This window comes from Escherichia sp. MOD1-EC7011 (genome assembly GCF_002965005.1).
GTDB lineage: Bacteria > Pseudomonadota > Gammaproteobacteria > Enterobacterales > Enterobacteriaceae > Escherichia > Escherichia ruysiae.
The window spans coordinates 99,135-117,668 of record NZ_PTRD01000001.1 but is presented as its reverse complement, the minus strand read 5'-3'; the positions used below and the strand labels follow the sequence as shown (position 1 = coordinate 117,668).

Here is an 18,534-nt window from a genome sequence, read left to right as displayed (position 1 = left end):
CCGCTCCGGCGTCACCACCGGAGAGCATTAATGACAGTTGTTATTGGTTGCGATAGTTAAGATCGTTGCTATATAGCGAGTTAAATTGTTGATAACGTTGCATCAAAGCCTGATGACGTTCAGCATCGCCGTGCCAGGTTTGGTAGACTTCCGGTTTTTCGCAGACCGCCGCCAGCGGTTTACCGGCGGCGAGACAAGCCAGACGCGCCGCGCCAAGCGCGCCACCGGTTTCCCCACCTTTATGCGTTACCACCGGCATGTTGAGAATATCCGCCAGCAGTTGCGCCCAGAACGGACTTCTCGCCCCGCCTCCCACCAGCGAACATTGTTCAATAGCCGTTCCACTCTCTTGCAAAACACGCAGCCCGTCAGCGATACCAAAACTCACGCCTTCCAGTACGGCATAGCCCATCAGTGCCCGCTGGCTGGAATGGGTCAGCCCCCAGAACATCCCTCTGGCATCAGGATCGTTATGTGGTGTCCGTTCTCCGGAAAGGTATGGCAGGAACATCGGGGCACTGGCTTTTTCTGCTGGTGAAAGCTGGGCTATCTCTTCGAGTAATTCTGTTTCGGTAACGCCCACCAGACGGCAAAACCATTGCAAACAACTGGCGGCGCTAAGCATAACGCTCATCTGATGCCATAAATTCGGCAGCACATGGCAAAATGCGTGAACGGCTGATTGCGGTGCCGGACGATAAGCATCAGTCACCACAAACAGAACGCCCGATGTCCCCAGAGAAATAAACGCATCGCCGGGAGATACTGCGCCCACACCGATGGCGCTGACCGCGTTATCCCCTCCGCCGCCTGCCACCACCACCGAAGGCGTCAGCCCCCAGCGTTCGGCTACGCGCGGATCGAGCGTGGCAGAGACATCACAACCTTCCACCAGTTCCGGCATATTTGCCCGCGTCAGGCCGCACTTTTGCAACAGCGTGTCTGACCAGTCACGTTTTGCCACGTCGAGCCACAACGTGCCCGCCGAATCCGACATATCGGAGATTTTTTTGCCGGTCATTTTGAAACGCAAGTAGTCTTTCGGCAGTAACACCGTCGCAATACGCGCAAAGTGCTGCGGTTCATGGCGCCGTACCCACAACAGTTTCGGCGCAGTAAATCCGGGCATCGCCAGATTGCCAGCCACCTGATGCAGCTCCGGTGCTATCTCTTCCAGCTCCGCACACTCAAGTGCACTGCGGGTATCGTTCCATAAAATCGCCGGACGAATCGCCTCCCCGGTAGCATCCAGCAGCACTGCGCCGTGCATCTGGCCAGAAAGGCCAATCGCTTTAATCGCCTGCCAGTGATGACCACATTTTTCCCGTAGCGTTGACATCAGATATTCCGTCGCCTCCCACCAGGCCTGCGGCGATTGCTCTGACCAGTGTGGATGGGGCCGCTGAATAGTCAGTGGCGCGCTATGTGTGGCGACTATTTCATTATTTTCATCAATGACCAGCGCCTTAACTTCCGATGTTCCCAGATCGATGCCCAGATACATAACCGCCTCCAGGTTAATTAATCAGCGTGTAGACGTCAGCAATTTTTTCGCGCAGCAGCGCGGCAAAATCGGCACGGTCGGTTAAATCGCCGAACAGCGCCTTGTCACTGGCATAAACGGCTATCGGGTCGGCGGATTCGAACATCGCATGTACCGCAGGCGCATCAAGAATCCCGTCCTGGTATTCATACGGAAGTTTGCCGAGATGCCACTGCTGCATAAACACATAGAACAGTGCCGGTAACATGGCGGTAGCGTTCGGACGGACACCGCGCTGGTAACATTCGCGCAGAGTAGGCGCAATCATCGCCGGAATTTTTGAGAAGCCATCTGCGGCAACGCGCTGGTTGGTGTCCTGAATATGTGGATTGGTAAAACGTCTGAGCACCACATCACGATAAGTCGCAAGATCAATGCCGTTGTCACCCAGGCAAGGTATGACATCCTCCGTTACGTAGCGATCGGCAATCTGATAAATAAAATCAGTCAGCGTACTTTCGTGGATATATTTCTGACCAACCAGAGTACCTGCCCAGGCGATACAGCTATGAGAAGAGTTAAGAATACGAATTTTCGCTTCTTCATAAGGAATAACCGACTCCACCAGCTCCACGCCGACATTCTCCAGCGCCGGACGTACATCGCGGAAATTATCTTCCACTACCCACTGGATAAAGGTTTCGCCCATGACCGGGGCTTTATCACTCATCCCGGTTTGCGCTTTGATACGTGCCGGAAGTTCTGCCGACGGGCGTGGCGTAATACGATCCACCATGGTATTCGGGCAGGTCGCATTGGCGCTTAACCAGTCGATAACGGTCTGTTTACCCGTAAGTTGTAAGAACTCCACCAGGCCATCATGGAAACGCTCGCCGTTATGCCGCACGTTATCGCAGTTCAGCAGGGTCAGCGGTCCGGCGTTATTTGCCATACGAGCTTCAAGAATGCGGGTAATAACACCATAAATGGTTTTGCATTCCCCCTTGAGGTCGGCAGCTAAATCAGAGTTTGTAACTTCCAGCTTATGGCTGGTATTGAGGTAGTAGCCCCCCTCAGTCACCGTAAAGGCAATCACTTTGGTTTTCGGGTCAGCGCCTTCGGTAATCAGCGGTTGTAAGTCGGCCTGCCAGGGCAACAATTTCTGAATTGAGGTGATCTCTTCATATTCGTTCTCCCCTTCTGGGCTAACCGTTTCCAGAACATAGCGGCCTTTTTGCGCCATCAACGCCTGCACAACGTGTTCGGCATCGTTACGAATATTGCCCGCCGCGATACTCCAGCGAGTATCCCCCGCCACCAACAGGCGATGCAGATACCACGCCTGGTGTGCGCGGTGGAAAGAACCTAAACCGATATGCAGCCATGTGTATTTTTCGTTCATTGTCTGTTCTCCATTGACGTTATGGCTGCACTGTAAATGAACATTTGGCTTAAATAAGAGCGTTAGATCACAAAAGAGCAAATGATCTTTAAAATTACAAATGACCAGATACAGGTAAAAACTTGCCTCACGGCAGAGCTGTCGCCAGAATGACGCTATCTGTTGTGGGATTTTCTCTATCCCACACGCAATCTTGAGGCAGGGAAACGTGAACAAAGAAGATGACATCAGGCTCGATCAAAAAGTACGAGCAGCATGGATGTATTACATCGCCGGACTTAACCAAAGCGAAATCGCCAATCAGTTAGGAACTTCTCGTCCGGTAGTCCAGCGGCTCATTGCCGCCGCTAAAGACGAAGGGATTGTGTCGATTGGATTGCATCATCCTGTGGCGAATTGTCTCGATTACGCGCAACTTTTAAAGGAAAAGTACCATTTAACCGACTGTAATATTGTGCCGGTATACAGTGTTGATAGTACCCTCGATAGCGTGACATTTGGCTGTTATCAACTGATGGCGCGTTATTTACAAGGTGATAAACCGACTATTGTCGGTATCGGTTCTGGCTTAACCCTAAAGAAAACCATCAGACGGATTGATTTTGATAGCCAAAACACCCGTTGTGTTGCCCTGATCAGCGCCATGAACGAACACGGACAATGTAACTATTACGACGATGTACCACTACTGCTGGCGAGAAAGATTCAGGGCAAATATTATCAATGGCCTGCCCCGCGCTATGCCCAGTCGCGGGAAGAGCATCAAATGTGGTCAACCAACCGACTGTTTCGCAATGTCTCTGCGGTCGCCTGTAATTCCGATGTCATTTTTGTCGGTATTGGCGCATTAGGTCGGCAAAGCCCGATTTTCAAAGATGGCTTTATCAATGAACAGCAACTGGAAGAGTTAACGATGCTCGGCGGCGTTGGGGAAATTCTCGGGCGCTTTATCGACGCCGACGGCAACGTGGTGGAAAACCATATTAACCGGATGATCACCAGCTACGATATCCGCGAAAGTCAGTGCCCGCGCATCGCCGCCGCCTGCGGTGAAGATAAACGCCCGGCAATTCTCGCGGCGTTAAAAGGCGGATGGATCAACGGCCTGGTGACCGATGAACACACCGCACGTTGGTTATTGACTCGCTAGCCCCCGCCTGGAACTATTTCATCTTCTGCTTGCGAAATAAATCCCGATAGCACAGGTTATCGGGATTTTTATAAACTGAATGATCACCTTATTCGCTTTGCTCTACACCGTAATTAATTTCACCCGTGTATTCTGCAATGCCAGTTTATCCACCTCTGACACGGCATCATCAGTAATAATAATGTCAATTTTTTCGATTGGCAGTACCTGATTAAATCCACGGCGGTTGAATTTCGTTGAGTCCAGTACCGCAACCACTTTATTTGCTGCGGTGACCATAGCACCGCTAATCGAATAACCTTCATTAAAGGTGGTAATGCCATTTACCGCATCGATACCGTCAGCGCCGACAAACATTAAATCGGCATTGATATCCTGCAATGAACGCTCGGCAATAGAACCATGCATCGAGCGCGTTTTATGGCGTACCGTGCCACCACAAACCACCAGCGTAATATCTTTATTTTCAGAAAGGGCAAATGCCGCCGGGAGACTGTTGGTAATCACCGTGATATTTTTGGCAGTCATTAATCCTTCGGCGATAAGCATTGTCGTACTTCCGCTGTCGAGAATAACGGTCATCCCTTCGTGGATCATTTTTACTGCTGCCTGTGCAATTCTGTTTTTCGGCGCACTGGCGAGCTGAAAGCGATCTTTAAATCCTACTTCCTGTGTCTCGGTTTCGCTATTGCCGGACATTATTTTCGCCGCACCACCATGAAAGCGCGTGACCACGCCTTTTTGTTCGAGAAAGCGCAAATCGGCACGGATTGTCGCTTCCGAGGCAGCAAATATTCCCGCCAGATCCTGAACAAGCACGGTTCCCTGTTCATTCACTAATTGGATGATCTTATTCCTTCGCTCGAATGAATTCATCGTCATTTACCCATATTCAATTGCGCATAGTGTAAACGAAGGGGGGGCATTGGTGAATGATCTGTTTTTCACAACGGTGAGCCAGCATCACGCTGGCTCACGGTTTCAGGGAATGAGTAACACCTTACCCGGCATGGTATTGCGAGCGATGTCACGCACCGCCTGAGCGAAGCTTTCAAAACCGCCACGGTGAGCGATTAATGGCTCCAGGCTTAACTTACGTTCTGCCAGCAACCGGCTCGCTGTTTCCCACTCCTGCCCAGGCCACGGGCTGGAGTAGTTCATCCAACTGCCGATAACCGTCAGCTCTTTACGCAATATTTTGCCAAACGTTGCCGACGTTAAATGCAGATCCTGATGCAACGTGCCCACCAGCGCCAGTTGTGCATGAGGCCCGGCAATCTCTACCGCCAGTTCGACAGTTTGCGGTACGCCAGCCGTCTCAAGGATAAGCTGATTAAAACGCAGTTCGCGTAAAACAGCCTGCATATGTGGCGCACTCATTTCACTGCTGTTAAATGTTTGCGTGGCACCAAAGGATTTTGCCAGTGCCAGTTTTTCTGGGCTAATGTCGATAGCCGTCACACTCTTCGCCCCCAGCGCGACTGCGCACTGGATCGCCAGCAGGCCGATAGTTCCGGCACCAATAATAATGACGTTTTTATTTTCACAGCCTTGCGCCAAATGGAAAGCGTGCAGGCCGACGGTAATTGGTTCAATAAAAGCGCCATCCTGAATCGGCATTTCCTCCGGTAGTGCGAAGACATTTTTTCGATTCACCACAATATATTCTGTCAATCCCCCGTTGCGCCGTGATCCAATAAAATCATATTTCGCACACTGGGAATAAAAGCCTTTCAGACATTCCGGACATTGAAAACAGGGTAATAACGGCACACAGGCGACCGCATCGCCAGGTTGTAAATCATTTACCCCACTCCCCACAGCATCAACAAAACCACTAAATTCATGCCCTAATGTTATGGGGTAATAATGTGCACCATTTTTAAATATCCGGGGCAAATCGGAACCACATAATCCCGAACTGGCAATTTTAATTCGCACATCATCCTGATGATGAATTTCGGGTAACTCGTGCTCTTCCACGCGGACAATACCATCAGTATCATTAACAACTGATTTCATAAAAACTCCTGAGTGATAAAGGGGGATATTCTCCCCCTTGGGTATAATTTATTGTGCGACAGCAGCTTTATCTTTGTTAATAACACCGCGCGCCCGACGCCAGGTCATAAAAATACCGGTGAGATAAATAGCGCCGATAATAATGAAACCGGGGATATTCTGCGGGGAGAAAACCTGAATCAGTAACCAGGTAATCGGTGAGCCGCCCTGATCCATCGAAGCCACCATGCCTCCGGCTTTTAACGCGCCCGCATTGGCAGCCAGTTGGGTATGCAGGCCAATAGTTTGCGTCGCAATCCACAGGGTGATGCTCATAATGATGATGCCAGAGATCAGGGTGCGGAACAGGTTTCCACGATGCACCGCGACCGCCATCGCTACAAAGAAGCCGATGGTGGCAAGGTCGCCAAACGGCAGCACCTGATTACCCGGCACACAAACGGCAATCAATATAGTGAGCGGGATAAAAATCAGGCTTGCCGACACCACAGCCGTATGCCCCAGCAACAACGCCGGATCAAGTCCAATCAAAAATTCCTGACCGCCGAACTTCGCCTGTAAACGGCTACGCGCCTGCTTCGCGATGGGTGTTAAACCATCCATGATGGGCTTGATCACCCGTGGCATCAGCAGCATCACCGCTGCCGTTTTTACTGCCAGTTGCAATACACCTTTGACATCGTAACCGGCAAGAATGCCGATAATCAGTCCCATCACAAAACCCACGGTGACCGGTTCGCCAAAAGGGCCAAATTTGCGCTGAATATCGTCGGCGCTAAATTTAATCCGGTTAATACCAGGGATTTTTTCGATAATGGCATCGACCAGCACCGCAATCGGCCCCATATACGCCGATGTGCCGTGCGGAATGGCAATGCCTTCCAGCTCAAAGAAATCACGGGTATCGCGTGCAAACCAGTCGCCCAGCTTATAAACAAACGCTGCGTGAATCACCACACCCGCGATGCCAATCATCCATGAACCCGTCGCCAGATGCAGCAACGCGCCGGTGAAGGTCATATGCCAGATATTCCAGATATCGACATTCACTACCCGCGTCATACGCGTGAGCAGCATTGCCACGTTAACCAGAATCGCAATCGGAATAGCCACCAGCGCAATTTGCGACGCCCAGGTCATTGGAGATGATCCCGGCCAGCCGACATCGACCACATGCAGATTTAAGTCGAAATTTTCCGCCATCGCTTTCGCCGCCGGGCCAATGGAATCCAGCATTAAGCCAATCACCAGACCGATGCCAACAAAGCCAATCCCGATATGCAGACCCGCTTTAAAGCAATCGCCTGCTTTCATGCCTAATATTTTTGAAAAAATAATAATGACAATCGGCAACATGACCGTAGGGCCAAGGTCGAGAATATAACGCATGACTTCTGAAAACATAGGTCACCCCTGTAAGATAGTCAGAATTTTATTTTGTAATGCTTCGATCCCTACACCAGAAACAAAAGGCATACCGTGAACTAACGGAATATCACCAAAACTGCGGTCAACTTTGGCTGTCGTACAAATCAAATGGACACCATCCATATAAGTTTCTATTTCATTAACCCGACACTGGATTAATTCAACAGGGATATTATGGCTCTGACACAGCTCTTTAATTTCTTCCGCCGCCATCGTAGAAGTCGCAACCGCGCCTCCGCAAGCGACAATAATCTTGCGTTTCATAAATAGTCCTTTTTATTAGTACAGAGGGATTTTATTCATTTGAATCTAAAACAGATGTTTTGAAATATTCCATTAATTGCACTTCAGGAATGCTGATAAGCGTTTCGACCACATCGGGTTGTTGCAGCTTGCCAAATAAACGGCGTAAAAGTTTCAGTTGCTGCTGTGGATTTTCTACAATCAGGGCGATGATTAATGAAACCGCCACTTCGTTATCATCATCGGCTTGCTGAAAATTGATTTTATCCGCGAGTCTTAACAGATAAATGGCTGACGTTTTTGCATGAATCGCCTCGCAGTGCGGTATTGCAATGGCGTGCTGTTCCAGCATGATCCCGGTGGGAAACTCCGCTTCTCTGGCGATTAATGCCTGCGGCCAGGAGTCATGAACAACGCCTTGTGCGACCATTTCGTTGCCAATATGGGTTAGTGCTTCGCGGCGATTAGCAAAAGAAATATCGCTACGAACAAATAGCTTTGTCATATTACATCCTTATTATTTTGCACAACCGTAACGATAGGCGCGCAGAACATCAAAAATTTTATCCATAATAAGCTGATGTGGTATCGCCTTGAGTTCCTCGCTCTGGATGCGTTCAAATTGCTTTGGTAAATACTGACTAATTATACCCAGTGGAATTTCGACACCGTCAAGGTTCGCCATCATCATCTCGACACTATTTTTAATTCGGCTATGCGGCCAGTAATAACGGATACGATCAGAAAGGCTATAACGAATATCCAGTAAAGAATCGTTAAATCCAGTACGGTAATATTTTTTCCAGTATTGCGGTTCGTCGAGCATGACTTCTTCAATCACGTCAAGACAACTGCTGCGATTTTCCGGCGCGATAAGTTCCCGCTCAATTTGCGCCAGAGCAAATATCGCCTCGCGTAAAGCAAAGGTTAATGCTGGCCCTACTTTCAAAATGGCAAAGTGATCGCGTACTAATTCCCGATACGCCGTCCGGGTCTGGTAATCGGTGGAATGTGCTTCATAAACCATTCTGGTGTTTTCTATCCATTGCGCCAGCGCCTGCGCTTCTTGCGGCTGATAATGGATAATATTGCTGTGATCAAATTCCACGCCAGGCTGTACCACTATCGCAATCACGCGCGTTAACGCCTCTGTCAGGCCACAGGCAATAAACGCTTTTTGATGTGTGCGTAAAGTATTGGCGGCATCTTCTACCCTTGTGATGTGCACCGACTGAATGGCGCTGGCCTCACCGCCCGGAACCGGAACTTCGGTGCCAATCACATAAGTCAGTTGTTCACGCTGGCAATCTGTCGCCACGCTTTCCGCAGCAAAGCAAAGTACAGCGGCACGTTCAGCAACCGTTTCTGGCACTAACGGTACAGGATCACCCGCACAGGACATTGACGCATCAAGATGAATTTTACTGAAACCGGCACGAACATATGCCTTTACCAGTTCGACGGATTTTTCCATCGCCGCATCCGCATTTTCTTGCTGCCAGCAGTTTGGCCCCAGATGATCACCGCCAAGAATAATGCGCTCGCGCGCAAACCCAACTCTATCGGCAATCGCAAAAACAAATTCGCGAAAATCTGCCGGTGTCATTCCGGTATAACCGCCAAATTGATTGACCTGGTTTGACGTTGCTTCAATCAGCACTTTGCGTGTGCTGTTGAGATCGAAAGCCAGCGCCGCTTCAATAACCAACGGATGCGCCGAACAGACTGAACAAATTCCGATATGTTCACCGGCTTTATGCCGGGCAATTAACGTTTTCATGGTTTTTCCTTGTTAAATGGCAGATGCGTTATGCCCTGCCTTCGCAGCCGCAATCGGCAATCACTTTGCGCACCACATCGCGCATTGCGAATTTTGCCGACTGTAAATAATCCCGGGGATCGGTCGCTTCGGGGTGCTCGGTCAGATAACGTTTTAACGCCTGCGAGAAGGCATTTTTCAGCTCCGTCGCGACATTGATTTTGCAAATTCCCAGGTTAATGCTTTGACGAATGTCCGCAGAAGACAGTCCCGACGCACCATGCAGTACCAGCGGTAGCGCAACCTGCTGACGAATGGCCTCAAGGCGGGAGAAATCCAGCGCCGGAGCACTGGCATACATACCGTGAGCGGTGCCGATGGCGACCGCCAGGGAATCAATCCCGGTTGCCTCGGCATATTCACGCGCCTGTACGGGGTTGGTGTACAACGCATCGGCTTCATTGACTTGCACATCATCTTCCTGGCCGCCAAGTTGCCCCAGCTCCGCTTCGACGCTGACATCAAAGCGATGGCAAAAATCCACCACCTCTTTGACCCGTGAAATATTTTGCGCATAAGGCAAATGCGAGGCGTCAATCATTACTGAGCGCACGCCGGAGCGCACTTTCTGAGCGATATCTTCAAACTTTGTGTGATGGTCAAGGTGAATCGCCAGCGGATGGTGATACTGCTTCGCCATCGCGCTAACCAGCGCCAGTAAGTTTTCTGTTCCGGCATGGTTAAATGTACCTGGCGTTCCGGCGATGATGACCGGCGCATTCAGGCTGGCTGCGCTTTCCACCACCACCTGCATCGTTTCGAGATTGTGAATATTGAATGCCGGAACCGCGTAGCCGCCGCGCTGCGCGTTGTTCAGCATCTGCTTTGTCGATACCACGTACATTTTCACATCCCGTCGTTTTCTTTCGATTTCAAAATATAATGAAATTATTTGTTTTTGAATGTCGAGATAACGATCACAAAAAAGACAAAATGAAAACAAATACAGAATGACAGGCCAAAAAAACGACCTTCCGAGAAGGAGGCCGTAACAAAGTGCACGTTGTTTTATGTCGGATGCGGCGTGAACGCCTTATCCGACCTACGGGGTAGTGCTGTGTGTAGGCATGATAATACGCTTCTGCGTCGCATCAGGCATAGGTTGCCAGATGCGGCGTGAACGCCTTTTCCGGCCTACGGGGCAGTGCTGTTCGTTTAAAACGTATCAGGCGATAGTAATTTTGCTATCAAGATAAACGTCCTGCACGGCGTTAATCAGTTTCACGCCGTCAGCCATCGATTTCTTGAACGCCTTACGTCCAAGAATCAGCCCCATTCCGCCTGCGCGTTTGTTGATAACCGCAGTACGCACCGCATCGCTAAGGTCAGTTTCACCGCCCGCAGCACCACCGGAGTTAATCAACCCTGCGCGCCCCATATAGCAGTTAGCTAACTGATAACGCACCAGATCAATCGGGTTTTCGCTGGTCAGCTTGCTGTACACGCGATCGTCGGTGTAGCCGTAATTAATCGCTTTATAGCCGCCGTTATTTTCCGCCATTTTCTGTTTGACGATGTCCGCGCCAATGGTCGCCGCCAGATGGTTCGCCTGACCGGTCAGGTCGGCGGAAACGTGGTAATCAACGCCCTCTTTCTTAAAGGCGGAATTACGCAAATAGGCCCACAGCACGGTCACCATGCCCAGTTCATGCGCACGTTCAAAGGCCGCAGAAATTTCTTCAATCTGGCGACGTGACTCTTCTGAGCCAAAATAAATGGTCGCACCAACCGCCACCGCGCCCATATTGAACGCCTGCTCTACGCTGGCATATAGCGTTTGATCGTAGGTGTTCGGGTAACTTAGCGTCTCGTTATGGTTGAGTTTGACGAGGAACGGAATGCGGTGCGCGTAACGCCGCGATACCGATGCCAGCACGCCGTAGGTTGACGCCACACAGTTACAGCCCGCTTCAATCGCCAGTTCAACAATATTTTTCGGGTCAAAGTAGAGCGGGTTAGCGGCAAATGAAGCTCCGGCAGAGTGCTCGACGCCCTGATCAACCGGCAAAATGGAAAGGTATCCCGTTCCCGCCAGACGCCCGGTGTTGTACAGCGTCTGCATATTACGTAACACCGCTGGCGGGCGATTATTGTCAATCATCACGCGATCTACGTAGTCATGTCCGGGGAGATAAAGCTGGTCAGAAGGAATAGTCATACAACGATGCTGTAAAAGGTTGTCGGCATCTTTGCCAAGCAACTGCGCAATATCTGTCATTACTATGCTCCCGTAAATTCCGATTGGATATCGGCTATGGATTGTCCTGGCCCGCCTTTGCGGGCAATCATAATCCTGGTCGTTACGGGCTATTTTTTCCATTCTCAGGATGTTTTTTCAGCGTTTTCTGTTGGCTCGATTCATCAAAAAAAGTGTTACAGCGGTCAAGCTTTCATCGCAAAGGTATTTAAAAGGTATTATTAGGTGGTATTGTCAGCGCGTACCTTACATTACCTGTCATGAAGGAATTAAAAGATGAAAACAACAGCAAAGCTGTCGTTCATGATGTTTGTTGAATGGTTTATCTGGGGCGCGTGGTTTGTGCCATTGTGGTTGTGGTTAAGTAAAAGTGGTTTTAGTGCCGGAGAGATTGGCTGGTCGTATGCCTGTACTGCCATTGCGGCGATCCTGTCGCCGATTCTGGTTGGCTCCATCACTGACCGCTTTTTCTCGGCGCAGAAAGTGCTGGCGGTATTGATGTTCGCTGGTGCGGTGCTGATGTATTTCGCCGCGCAACAGACCACTTTTGCCGGGTTCTTCCCGTTACTGCTGGCCTACTCGCTAACCTATATGCCGACCATTGCGCTGACTAACAGCATCGCTTTTGCCAACGTGCCGGATGTGGAGCGTGATTTCCCGCGCATTCGTGTGATGGGCACTATCGGCTGGATTGCCTCCGGTCTGGCATGTGGATTCTTGCCGCAAATGCTGGGGTATGCCGATATCTCACCGACTAACATCCCGCTGCTGATTACCGCCGGAAGTTCTGCTCTGCTCGGTGTGTTTGCGTTTTTCCTGCCCGACACGCCGCCAAAAAGCACCGGCAAAATGGACATTAAAGTCATGCTCGGCCTGGATGCGCTGATCCTGCTGCGCGATAAAAACTTCCTCGTCTTTTTCTTCTGTTCATTCCTGTTTGCGATGCCACTGGCGTTCTATTACATCTTTGCCAACGGTTATCTGACCGAAGTCGGCATGAAAAACGCCACCGGCTGGATGACGCTCGGCCAGTTCTCTGAAATCTTCTTTATGCTGGCATTGCCGTTTTTCACCAAACGCTTTGGTATCAAAAAGGTATTGTTGCTTGGTCTGGTCACTGCCGCAATTCGCTATGGCTTCTTTATTTACGGCAGTGCGGATGAATATTTCACCTACGCGCTATTATTCCTCGGCATTTTGCTGCACGGCGTAAGTTACGATTTTTACTACGTTACCGCCTACATCTATGTCGATAAAAAAGCCCCCGAGCATATGCGTACCGCCGCGCAGGGGCTGATCACACTCTGCTGCCAGGGCTTCGGCAGTTTGCTCGGTTATCGTCTTGGCGGCGTGATGATGGAAAAGATGTTCGCTTATCAGGAGCCGGTAAACGGACTGACTTTCAACTGGGCTGGAATGTGGACTTTCGGCGCGGTGATGATTGCCATTATCGCCGTGCTGTTCATGATTTTTTTCCGCGAATCCGACAACGAAATTACGGCTATCAAGGTCGATGATCGCGATATTGCGTTGACACAAGAGGAAGCAAAATGAAAACAGAACGTATTCTCGGTGCTCTTTACGGGCAGGCGTTAGGGGATGCGATGGGGATGCCCTCCGAGCTTTGGCCTCGTTCCCGCGTCAAAGCACACTTTGGCTGGATTGACCGATTTCTGCCTGGACCAAAGGAGAATAACGCGGCCTGTTATTTTAACCGCGCCGAATTCACCGATGATACCTCGATGGCGCTGTGTCTGGCGGATGCGCTGCTGGAACGTGAAGGCGAGATAGACCCGGATCTGATTGGGCGTAATATTCTCGACTGGGCGCTGCGTTTCGACGCTTTCAACAAAAACGTGCTTGGCCCGACCTCAAAAATTGCGCTTAACGCCATTCGCGACGGAAAGCCCGTTGCTGAACTGGAAAACAATGGCGTGACCAACGGTGCCGCGATGCGCGTCTCACCATTGGGTTGTTTACTTCCGGCGCGCAATGTTGATTCCTTTATTGATGATGTGGCGCTGGCGTCCAGCCCGACCCATAAATCCGATCTGGCAGTTGCAGGTGCGGTAGTCATCGCATGGGCGATTTCTCGTGCCATTGACGGAGAAAGCTGGTCAGCGATTGTTGATTCACTGCCTTCAATTGCGCGACATGCTCAACAAAAACGCATCACCACGTTCAGCGCCTCACTGGCGGCGCGTCTGGATATTGCGCTGAAGATTGTTCGTCACGCCGACGGCACCGAATCCGCCAGCGAACAGCTTTACCAGGTGGTTGGCGCGGGCACCAGCACTATCGAGTCCGTTCCATGCGCCATTGCGCTGGTTGAACTGGCACAAACCGATCCTAACCGCTGCGCCGTCCTGTGCGCCAATCTTGGCGGCGACACAGACACCATCGGTGCTATGGCGACGGCAATTTGCGGCGCGTTGCATGGTGTAAATGCTATCGATCCTGCGTTAAAGGCGGAACTGGATGCGGTAAATCAGCTTGATTTCAACCGCTATGCCACGGCGCTGGAGAAATATCGTCAACAACGGGAGGCGGTATGAGCGGTGCTCGATTACACACGCAGCTGCCTGAATTAACCACGCGTCAGCCGGTTATGGTGATTGGCGCGGCGGTCATTGATGTGATCGCCGACGCTTACGCCCTGCCCTGGCGCGGGTGCGATATCGAACTGAAACAGCAGAGCGTAAATGTTGGCGGCTGTGCGTTGAACATTGCCGTAGCGTTAAAGCGCCTCGGTATCGAAGCGGGTAACGCCCTGCCGCTCGGTCAGGGGGTGTGGGCGGAGATTATTCGCAACCGGATGGCAAAAGAGGGATTACTCAGCCTGATCGATAACGCCGAAGGTGATAACGGCTGGTGTCTGGCGCTGGTTGAGCCGGATGGCGAACGCACTTTTATGTCGTTCAGCGGTGTGGAAAATCAGTGGAATCACCAGTGGCTGGCGCGACTAACCGTTGCACCTGGTAGCCTGCTCTATTTTTCTGGTTATCAACTGGCCTCGCCCTGCGGCGAATTGTTAGTGGATTGGCTGAAGGGACTGCAAGACGTGACGCCGTTTATTGATTTTGGCCCTCGTATTGGCGATATCCCGGATGCATTACTTGCGCGCATCATGGCTTGTCGACCGCTGGTGTCGCTTAATCGCCAGGAGGCTGAGATTGCCGCCGAACGTTTTGCTTTATCCGCAGAGATAACAACACTTGGCAAGCAATGGCAGGAGAAATTTGCCGCGCCGTTGATCGTTCGTCTCGATAAAGAAGGCGCATGGTATTTCAGCAACGACGCTTCTGGCTGCATTCCGGCATTTCCCACGCAAGTCGTTGATACGATTGGTGCAGGCGACAGTCATGCAGGTGGCGTACTGGCGGGACTGGCCTCCGGTTTACCGCTGGCAGACGCAGTGCTGCTGGGTAATGCGGTGGCATCGTGGGTTGTCGGGCATCGCGGCGGTGATTGCGCGCCAACGCGCGAGGAACTACTCCTCGCAAACAAAAACGTATAGATCGCTGCGACAGTGACTGATGCTGTACTCAATAGGCCGTTGCTGTTGGTCAAGCGCCACTTGCTTGATCACCAGCACCGGTATTTTGCTATCTAACTGAATATGTGACTGAAACTCGGCATCCGGCATTCGGGCGCTAACGCGGGAACGGGTACGCTTTGGAAAAATATGCTGACTGCGAAAGTAGTCATAGAGAGAAATACCGATAGCATCAACATCATGAATTAAATGCGCAGGAACCCACGACTCCTCAATCGATACCGCTTCTTCATCCACGTAGCGAATGCGCTTAAGCAAGAAGACATCACTTCCTGCTTCAACCGCCAGCTGCTGCGCGACTTCTTCAGGGCACTCTACCACTCGCTTATTAACCCACAGCGTGTCGGGCTTTTTACCGCGCAACACCACCTGCTGCGAAAAGCCTCGCGCTTCTTTTAACGAGTATTCGAAGATGTTGTTGATCTGCGTGCCGTAACCACGCGAACGCGTCACCACGCCCTCTGCTTCCAGCGCCTGCATCGCCTTGCGCACCGTAATGCGCGAAACGCCGGTTAACTGACTTAAATCGCGTTCGCCGGGCAAAATATTGCCATGCTCCAGCACCCCGCTACGCACGGCATTTTTTACCGTTTCGGCAAACTTAATATAAAGCGGCGTGTTGTCCGCCGCTAAAATACGTTCATTCAGTTGGGCAATAAGCTGGGTATGCGCTTGTTCCATTTGTCTTTTTCCTGCCGGGGAGTCTGGTGGGAGTATATCACTGCTTCTTATTTAAGGCGTTTCTTTAATCCCATGAACGAATGCCTGCAACTCCTCCGCCGTGCCATTAAACACATTAAAATCCACCGAACCATTAATGCCATCTACCTGTCCACGGTCGGAATGCTGCCAGAAGCGCCAGGCCATTCCGTCATTGTCCGGACGACGTTGATAATAGTGAGCCACCCACCACGGATATTCATTGAAATGGCCCGCCAGATTCGTGTGATAAAACGTCGCGCCAGCATAAATAATCGGCTTTTTTCCCGTGCTTTTTTCGACCATTTTTAGCCACTGACTGACCCGTTTGCGTAATTCTTTTGCCGATAATTTTCCTCGCTCTTCTACGTCCAGCACGGCAGGGAAATCGCCGTGGGCAAAATCCACCGTTTGCAGAAATAATCTGGCCTGAACTGAAGCGGATACCGACGGAGAAAAATAGTGATACGCCCCACGCAGCAGGCCATTTTCACGGCTTCTTTGCCAGTTGCGCGAAAAATACGGGTCAACCAGCTTTTCGCCTTCCGTAGCCTTAATAAAAGCAAACTGTAAGCGGATACCGTTGTCGCGCATTTTTGCAACACGCTGCCAGTCGATCCGCTCCTGCCAGCGTGAAACATCAATACCATGAATGGTGTAATTGGCAGGTATGCGAATAGCGAAAGATTTAACCGGGTGATAACCGTAGAAGTGGATGTAGTCTTTAATCTGAACTGCTGTCGAATAGAAAAAATTCACCGTCTGACGCGGATAAATTGCAACGATGGAAATTAGCCCAAGAGCGCATAATAAAGCGGTGAATTTTTTTCGACTGGTGATTCTCAGCTGCATTGGTTTCATCCCTGAATGTCAGTGCCAAAGACTGACAATAACCAAAGCAGCCATAGTACGGTGCTCACCACCAGGCGTGGAAGTGGTGAACCGGACCAATCCCGTGACCGACTTCCAGCGTGTCTGCCTGGGCTAACGCTGCCGACAGCCAGCTTTTTGCCTCCTGTACGGTGTCGCCCCAGTTTGTATGGCGCGGACGCAACGCCGCCAGTGCCGCAGAGAGCGTACAACCGGTGCCGTGGGTGTTTTTGGTCATAATGCGCGGTGCGGTAAAACGTTGTTCACCGTCGCGGGTAAACAGCCAGTCCGGGCTTTGTTCATCATCCAGATGACCGCCTTTCATTAGCACAGCGCCACAGCCCATCGCCAATAATTCACGTCCCTGCTCCAGCATTTCCTGTTCATTACGCGCGTGTGGCGCATCGAGCAAAGCAGCTGCTTCCGGCAAGTTCGGTGTAATTAATGAAACCTGTGGCAATAATCGACTACGTAGCGTGGCTACCGCCGAAGGTGAAAGCAGCGGGTCGCCGCTTTTCGCCAGCATGACGGTATCCAGCACCACGTTTTGGATCTGATAACGTTGCAGCCGTTCCGCCACCGCTTCAACGATATCGGTTTCTGCCAACATGCCGATTTTGGTGGTGTCGATTCGCACATCGCTGAACACCGAATCGAGCTGGGCGGCGACAAAATCAGGATCAATGCGATACACCGACTGTACGCCACGGGTATTTTGCGCCACCAGTGCAGTAATAACTGAGCAACCATAAGCGCCAAGTGCCGAGAAGGTTTTAAGATCGGCCTGAATCCCCGCACCACCGCTCGGATCTGTACCAGCAATGGTCAGAGCGTTAATCCGTTTCATGCCCGCACCTCCTGCGTCAGCTGCCAGAGCGCATCAAGGAAATGTGGAACAAAACTGCCCGGCCCTTCGCTTCTGACGACTGCGCGTTCTCCGGCTTGTTTCATCCAGTGACAGGCAGACGCAACATTTTCCAGCGTATCGCCCGGTAATGCACAGCTCGCAGCGACAACTGCCGATAATGCGCAGCCAGTTCCCACCACTTTGGTCATTAACGGGTCACCGCCGTGAATACCAACGGTGCGACGACCATTAGTAACATAATCCACCTCGCCAGTGACCACGACGATTGCGCCGGTTTCCCGTGCCAGAGTTTGTGCGGCGGGCAACGCATTGGCTGCTGCGTCAGTGGTATCCACACCACGACCACCATTAGCGATGCCTGCTAATGCCATGATTTCCGAAGCATTACCGCGTATGGCGCTTGGTTTAAGAGACAGGAGTTTCAGACAAAAACGGCGGCGATAATCGAGTGCACCAACCGCGACCGGGTCAAGTGTCCAGGGTGTTTGGGAGCGTGTTGCCTGTTCTACGGCGGCACGCATCGCCTGTGCGCGTGGCTGCGTCAGTGTACCAACGTTAATCAGTAAAGCACTGGCAATTGCCGCAAACTGACTGGCCTCTTCGGTTTCGATAACCATCGCTGGCGATGCGCCGAGCGCCAGTAAAGTATTGGCAGTAAAGGTTTGCACCACATCATTAGTCATGCAATGCACAAGGGGGGAATATTGGTGAAAAAGGTGTAACACGGGCGCTGATTGCGCCGGACTCAGCAGGTCGACTTGCATAATTTGCTCCTGCCATAACGTGAAGAAGCAATG

Annotated in this window: 18 protein-coding genes; 4 read left to right on the top strand and 14 right to left on the bottom strand. The window is 51.2% G+C overall.

Annotation, left to right across the window (positions count from 1 at the left end):
* Positions 1-40 precede the first annotated feature (40 nt).
* Positions 41-1,504 carry a xylulokinase gene (xylB, locus tag A7098_RS00610; RefSeq protein WP_000280577.1) on the bottom strand — a complete coding sequence of 488 codons (1,464 nt, stop codon included), beginning with the start codon at positions 1,502-1,504 and terminating at the stop codon, positions 41-43.
* 13 nt (positions 1,505-1,517) lie between these two features.
* Positions 1,518-2,885: a D-arabinitol 4-dehydrogenase gene (gene dalD / locus A7098_RS00605; RefSeq protein ID WP_105280161.1), complete on the bottom strand. Its 1,368-nt coding sequence runs from the start codon at positions 2,883-2,885 to the stop codon at positions 1,518-1,520.
* A 208-nt stretch (positions 2,886-3,093) separates the two neighbouring features.
* On the opposite strand from dalD, the gene A7098_RS00600 reads away from it, so the two are divergent.
* A complete protein-coding gene (locus A7098_RS00600; protein WP_105280160.1) occupies positions 3,094-4,035 on the top strand; it encodes a sugar-binding transcriptional regulator in 942 nt (313 codons plus the stop codon).
* A gap of 102 nt (positions 4,036-4,137) precedes the next feature.
* Here the strand turns inward: A7098_RS00600 and A7098_RS00595 are convergent, their stop codons facing one another.
* From A7098_RS00595 to fbaB, 8 genes are all read right to left on the bottom strand, one after another.
* A complete protein-coding gene (locus A7098_RS00595; RefSeq protein ID WP_010347143.1) occupies positions 4,138-4,911 on the bottom strand; it encodes a DeoR/GlpR family DNA-binding transcription regulator in 774 nt (257 codons plus the stop codon).
* A gap of 105 nt (positions 4,912-5,016) precedes the next feature.
* Positions 5,017-6,057: a galactitol-1-phosphate 5-dehydrogenase gene (gene gatD / locus A7098_RS00590; RefSeq protein ID WP_105280159.1), complete on the bottom strand. Its 1,041-nt coding sequence runs from the start codon at positions 6,055-6,057 to the stop codon at positions 5,017-5,019.
* Positions 6,058-6,105: 48 nt separating this feature from the next.
* Positions 6,106-7,461, bottom strand: coding sequence for a PTS galactitol transporter subunit IIC (locus tag A7098_RS00585; RefSeq protein WP_000490656.1), 1,356 nt, complete (start codon positions 7,459-7,461; stop codon positions 6,106-6,108).
* A 3-nt stretch (positions 7,462-7,464) separates the two neighbouring features.
* Positions 7,465-7,749: a PTS galactitol transporter subunit IIB gene (gene gatB / locus A7098_RS00580; protein ID WP_000823282.1), complete on the bottom strand. Its 285-nt coding sequence runs from the start codon at positions 7,747-7,749 to the stop codon at positions 7,465-7,467.
* Between the two features lie 31 nt (positions 7,750-7,780).
* Complete coding sequence (gene gatA, locus A7098_RS00575; protein WP_032225653.1) at positions 7,781-8,233, bottom strand: PTS galactitol transporter subunit IIA; 453 nt, start codon at positions 8,231-8,233, stop codon at positions 7,781-7,783.
* Positions 8,234-8,245: 12 nt separating this feature from the next.
* Positions 8,246-9,508 carry a tagatose-bisphosphate aldolase subunit GatZ gene (gene gatZ, locus A7098_RS00570; RefSeq protein WP_105280158.1) on the bottom strand — a complete coding sequence of 421 codons (1,263 nt, stop codon included), beginning with the start codon at positions 9,506-9,508 and terminating at the stop codon, positions 8,246-8,248.
* 28 nt (positions 9,509-9,536) lie between these two features.
* The gene (locus tag A7098_RS00565; protein WP_000289781.1) at positions 9,537-10,391 is read right to left on the bottom strand and encodes a tagatose bisphosphate family class II aldolase; all 855 of its coding nucleotides are present in this window, start codon (positions 10,389-10,391) and stop codon (positions 9,537-9,539) included.
* Between the two features lie 321 nt (positions 10,392-10,712).
* Positions 10,713-11,765, bottom strand: coding sequence for a class I fructose-bisphosphate aldolase (fbaB, locus tag A7098_RS00560; RefSeq protein ID WP_000129560.1), 1,053 nt, complete (start codon positions 11,763-11,765; stop codon positions 10,713-10,715).
* A 255-nt stretch (positions 11,766-12,020) separates the two neighbouring features.
* Between fbaB and A7098_RS00555 the strand changes: the two genes are divergently transcribed.
* The 3 genes from A7098_RS00555 to A7098_RS00545 are packed head-to-tail and all read left to right on the top strand — an operon-like array spanning position 12,021 to position 15,261.
* On the top strand, positions 12,021-13,298 hold the full coding sequence (locus A7098_RS00555; RefSeq protein WP_105280157.1) for a nucleoside permease: 1,278 nt from the start codon (positions 12,021-12,023) through the stop codon (positions 13,296-13,298).
* Entirely contained in the window at positions 13,295-14,299 is a 1,005-nt protein-coding gene (locus A7098_RS00550; RefSeq protein WP_105280156.1) for an ADP-ribosylglycohydrolase family protein, read from the top strand. Before A7098_RS00555 ends, A7098_RS00550 begins: the two co-directional genes overlap by 4 nt.
* On the top strand, positions 14,296-15,261 hold the full coding sequence (locus A7098_RS00545; RefSeq protein WP_105280155.1) for a carbohydrate kinase family protein: 966 nt from the start codon (positions 14,296-14,298) through the stop codon (positions 15,259-15,261). Before A7098_RS00550 ends, A7098_RS00545 begins: the two co-directional genes overlap by 4 nt.
* On the opposite strand, the gene A7098_RS00540 is transcribed toward A7098_RS00545, so the two are convergent.
* The 4 genes from A7098_RS00540 to thiM all read right to left on the bottom strand — a co-directional run bounded on the left by A7098_RS00540 (position 15,235) and on the right by thiM (position 18,501).
* Positions 15,235-15,981: a GntR family transcriptional regulator gene (locus A7098_RS00540; RefSeq protein WP_032225659.1), complete on the bottom strand. Its 747-nt coding sequence runs from the start codon at positions 15,979-15,981 to the stop codon at positions 15,235-15,237. The two genes, A7098_RS00545 and A7098_RS00540, sit on opposite strands and share 27 nt — an antisense overlap.
* Before the next feature lie 51 nt (positions 15,982-16,032).
* Positions 16,033-16,851, bottom strand: a complete 819-nt coding sequence (locus A7098_RS00535; protein ID WP_105280154.1) for a glycoside hydrolase family 25 protein — start codon at positions 16,849-16,851, stop codon at positions 16,033-16,035.
* Between the two features lie 64 nt (positions 16,852-16,915).
* Positions 16,916-17,716 carry a bifunctional hydroxymethylpyrimidine kinase/phosphomethylpyrimidine kinase gene (gene thiD / locus A7098_RS00530; protein ID WP_000822251.1) on the bottom strand — a complete coding sequence of 267 codons (801 nt, stop codon included), beginning with the start codon at positions 17,714-17,716 and terminating at the stop codon, positions 16,916-16,918.
* Positions 17,713-18,501 carry a hydroxyethylthiazole kinase gene (thiM, locus tag A7098_RS00525; RefSeq protein WP_105280153.1) on the bottom strand — a complete coding sequence of 263 codons (789 nt, stop codon included), beginning with the start codon at positions 18,499-18,501 and terminating at the stop codon, positions 17,713-17,715. The genes thiD and thiM overlap by 4 nt, the downstream gene beginning before the upstream one ends.
* Between the last annotated feature and the right edge of the window lie 33 nt (positions 18,502-18,534).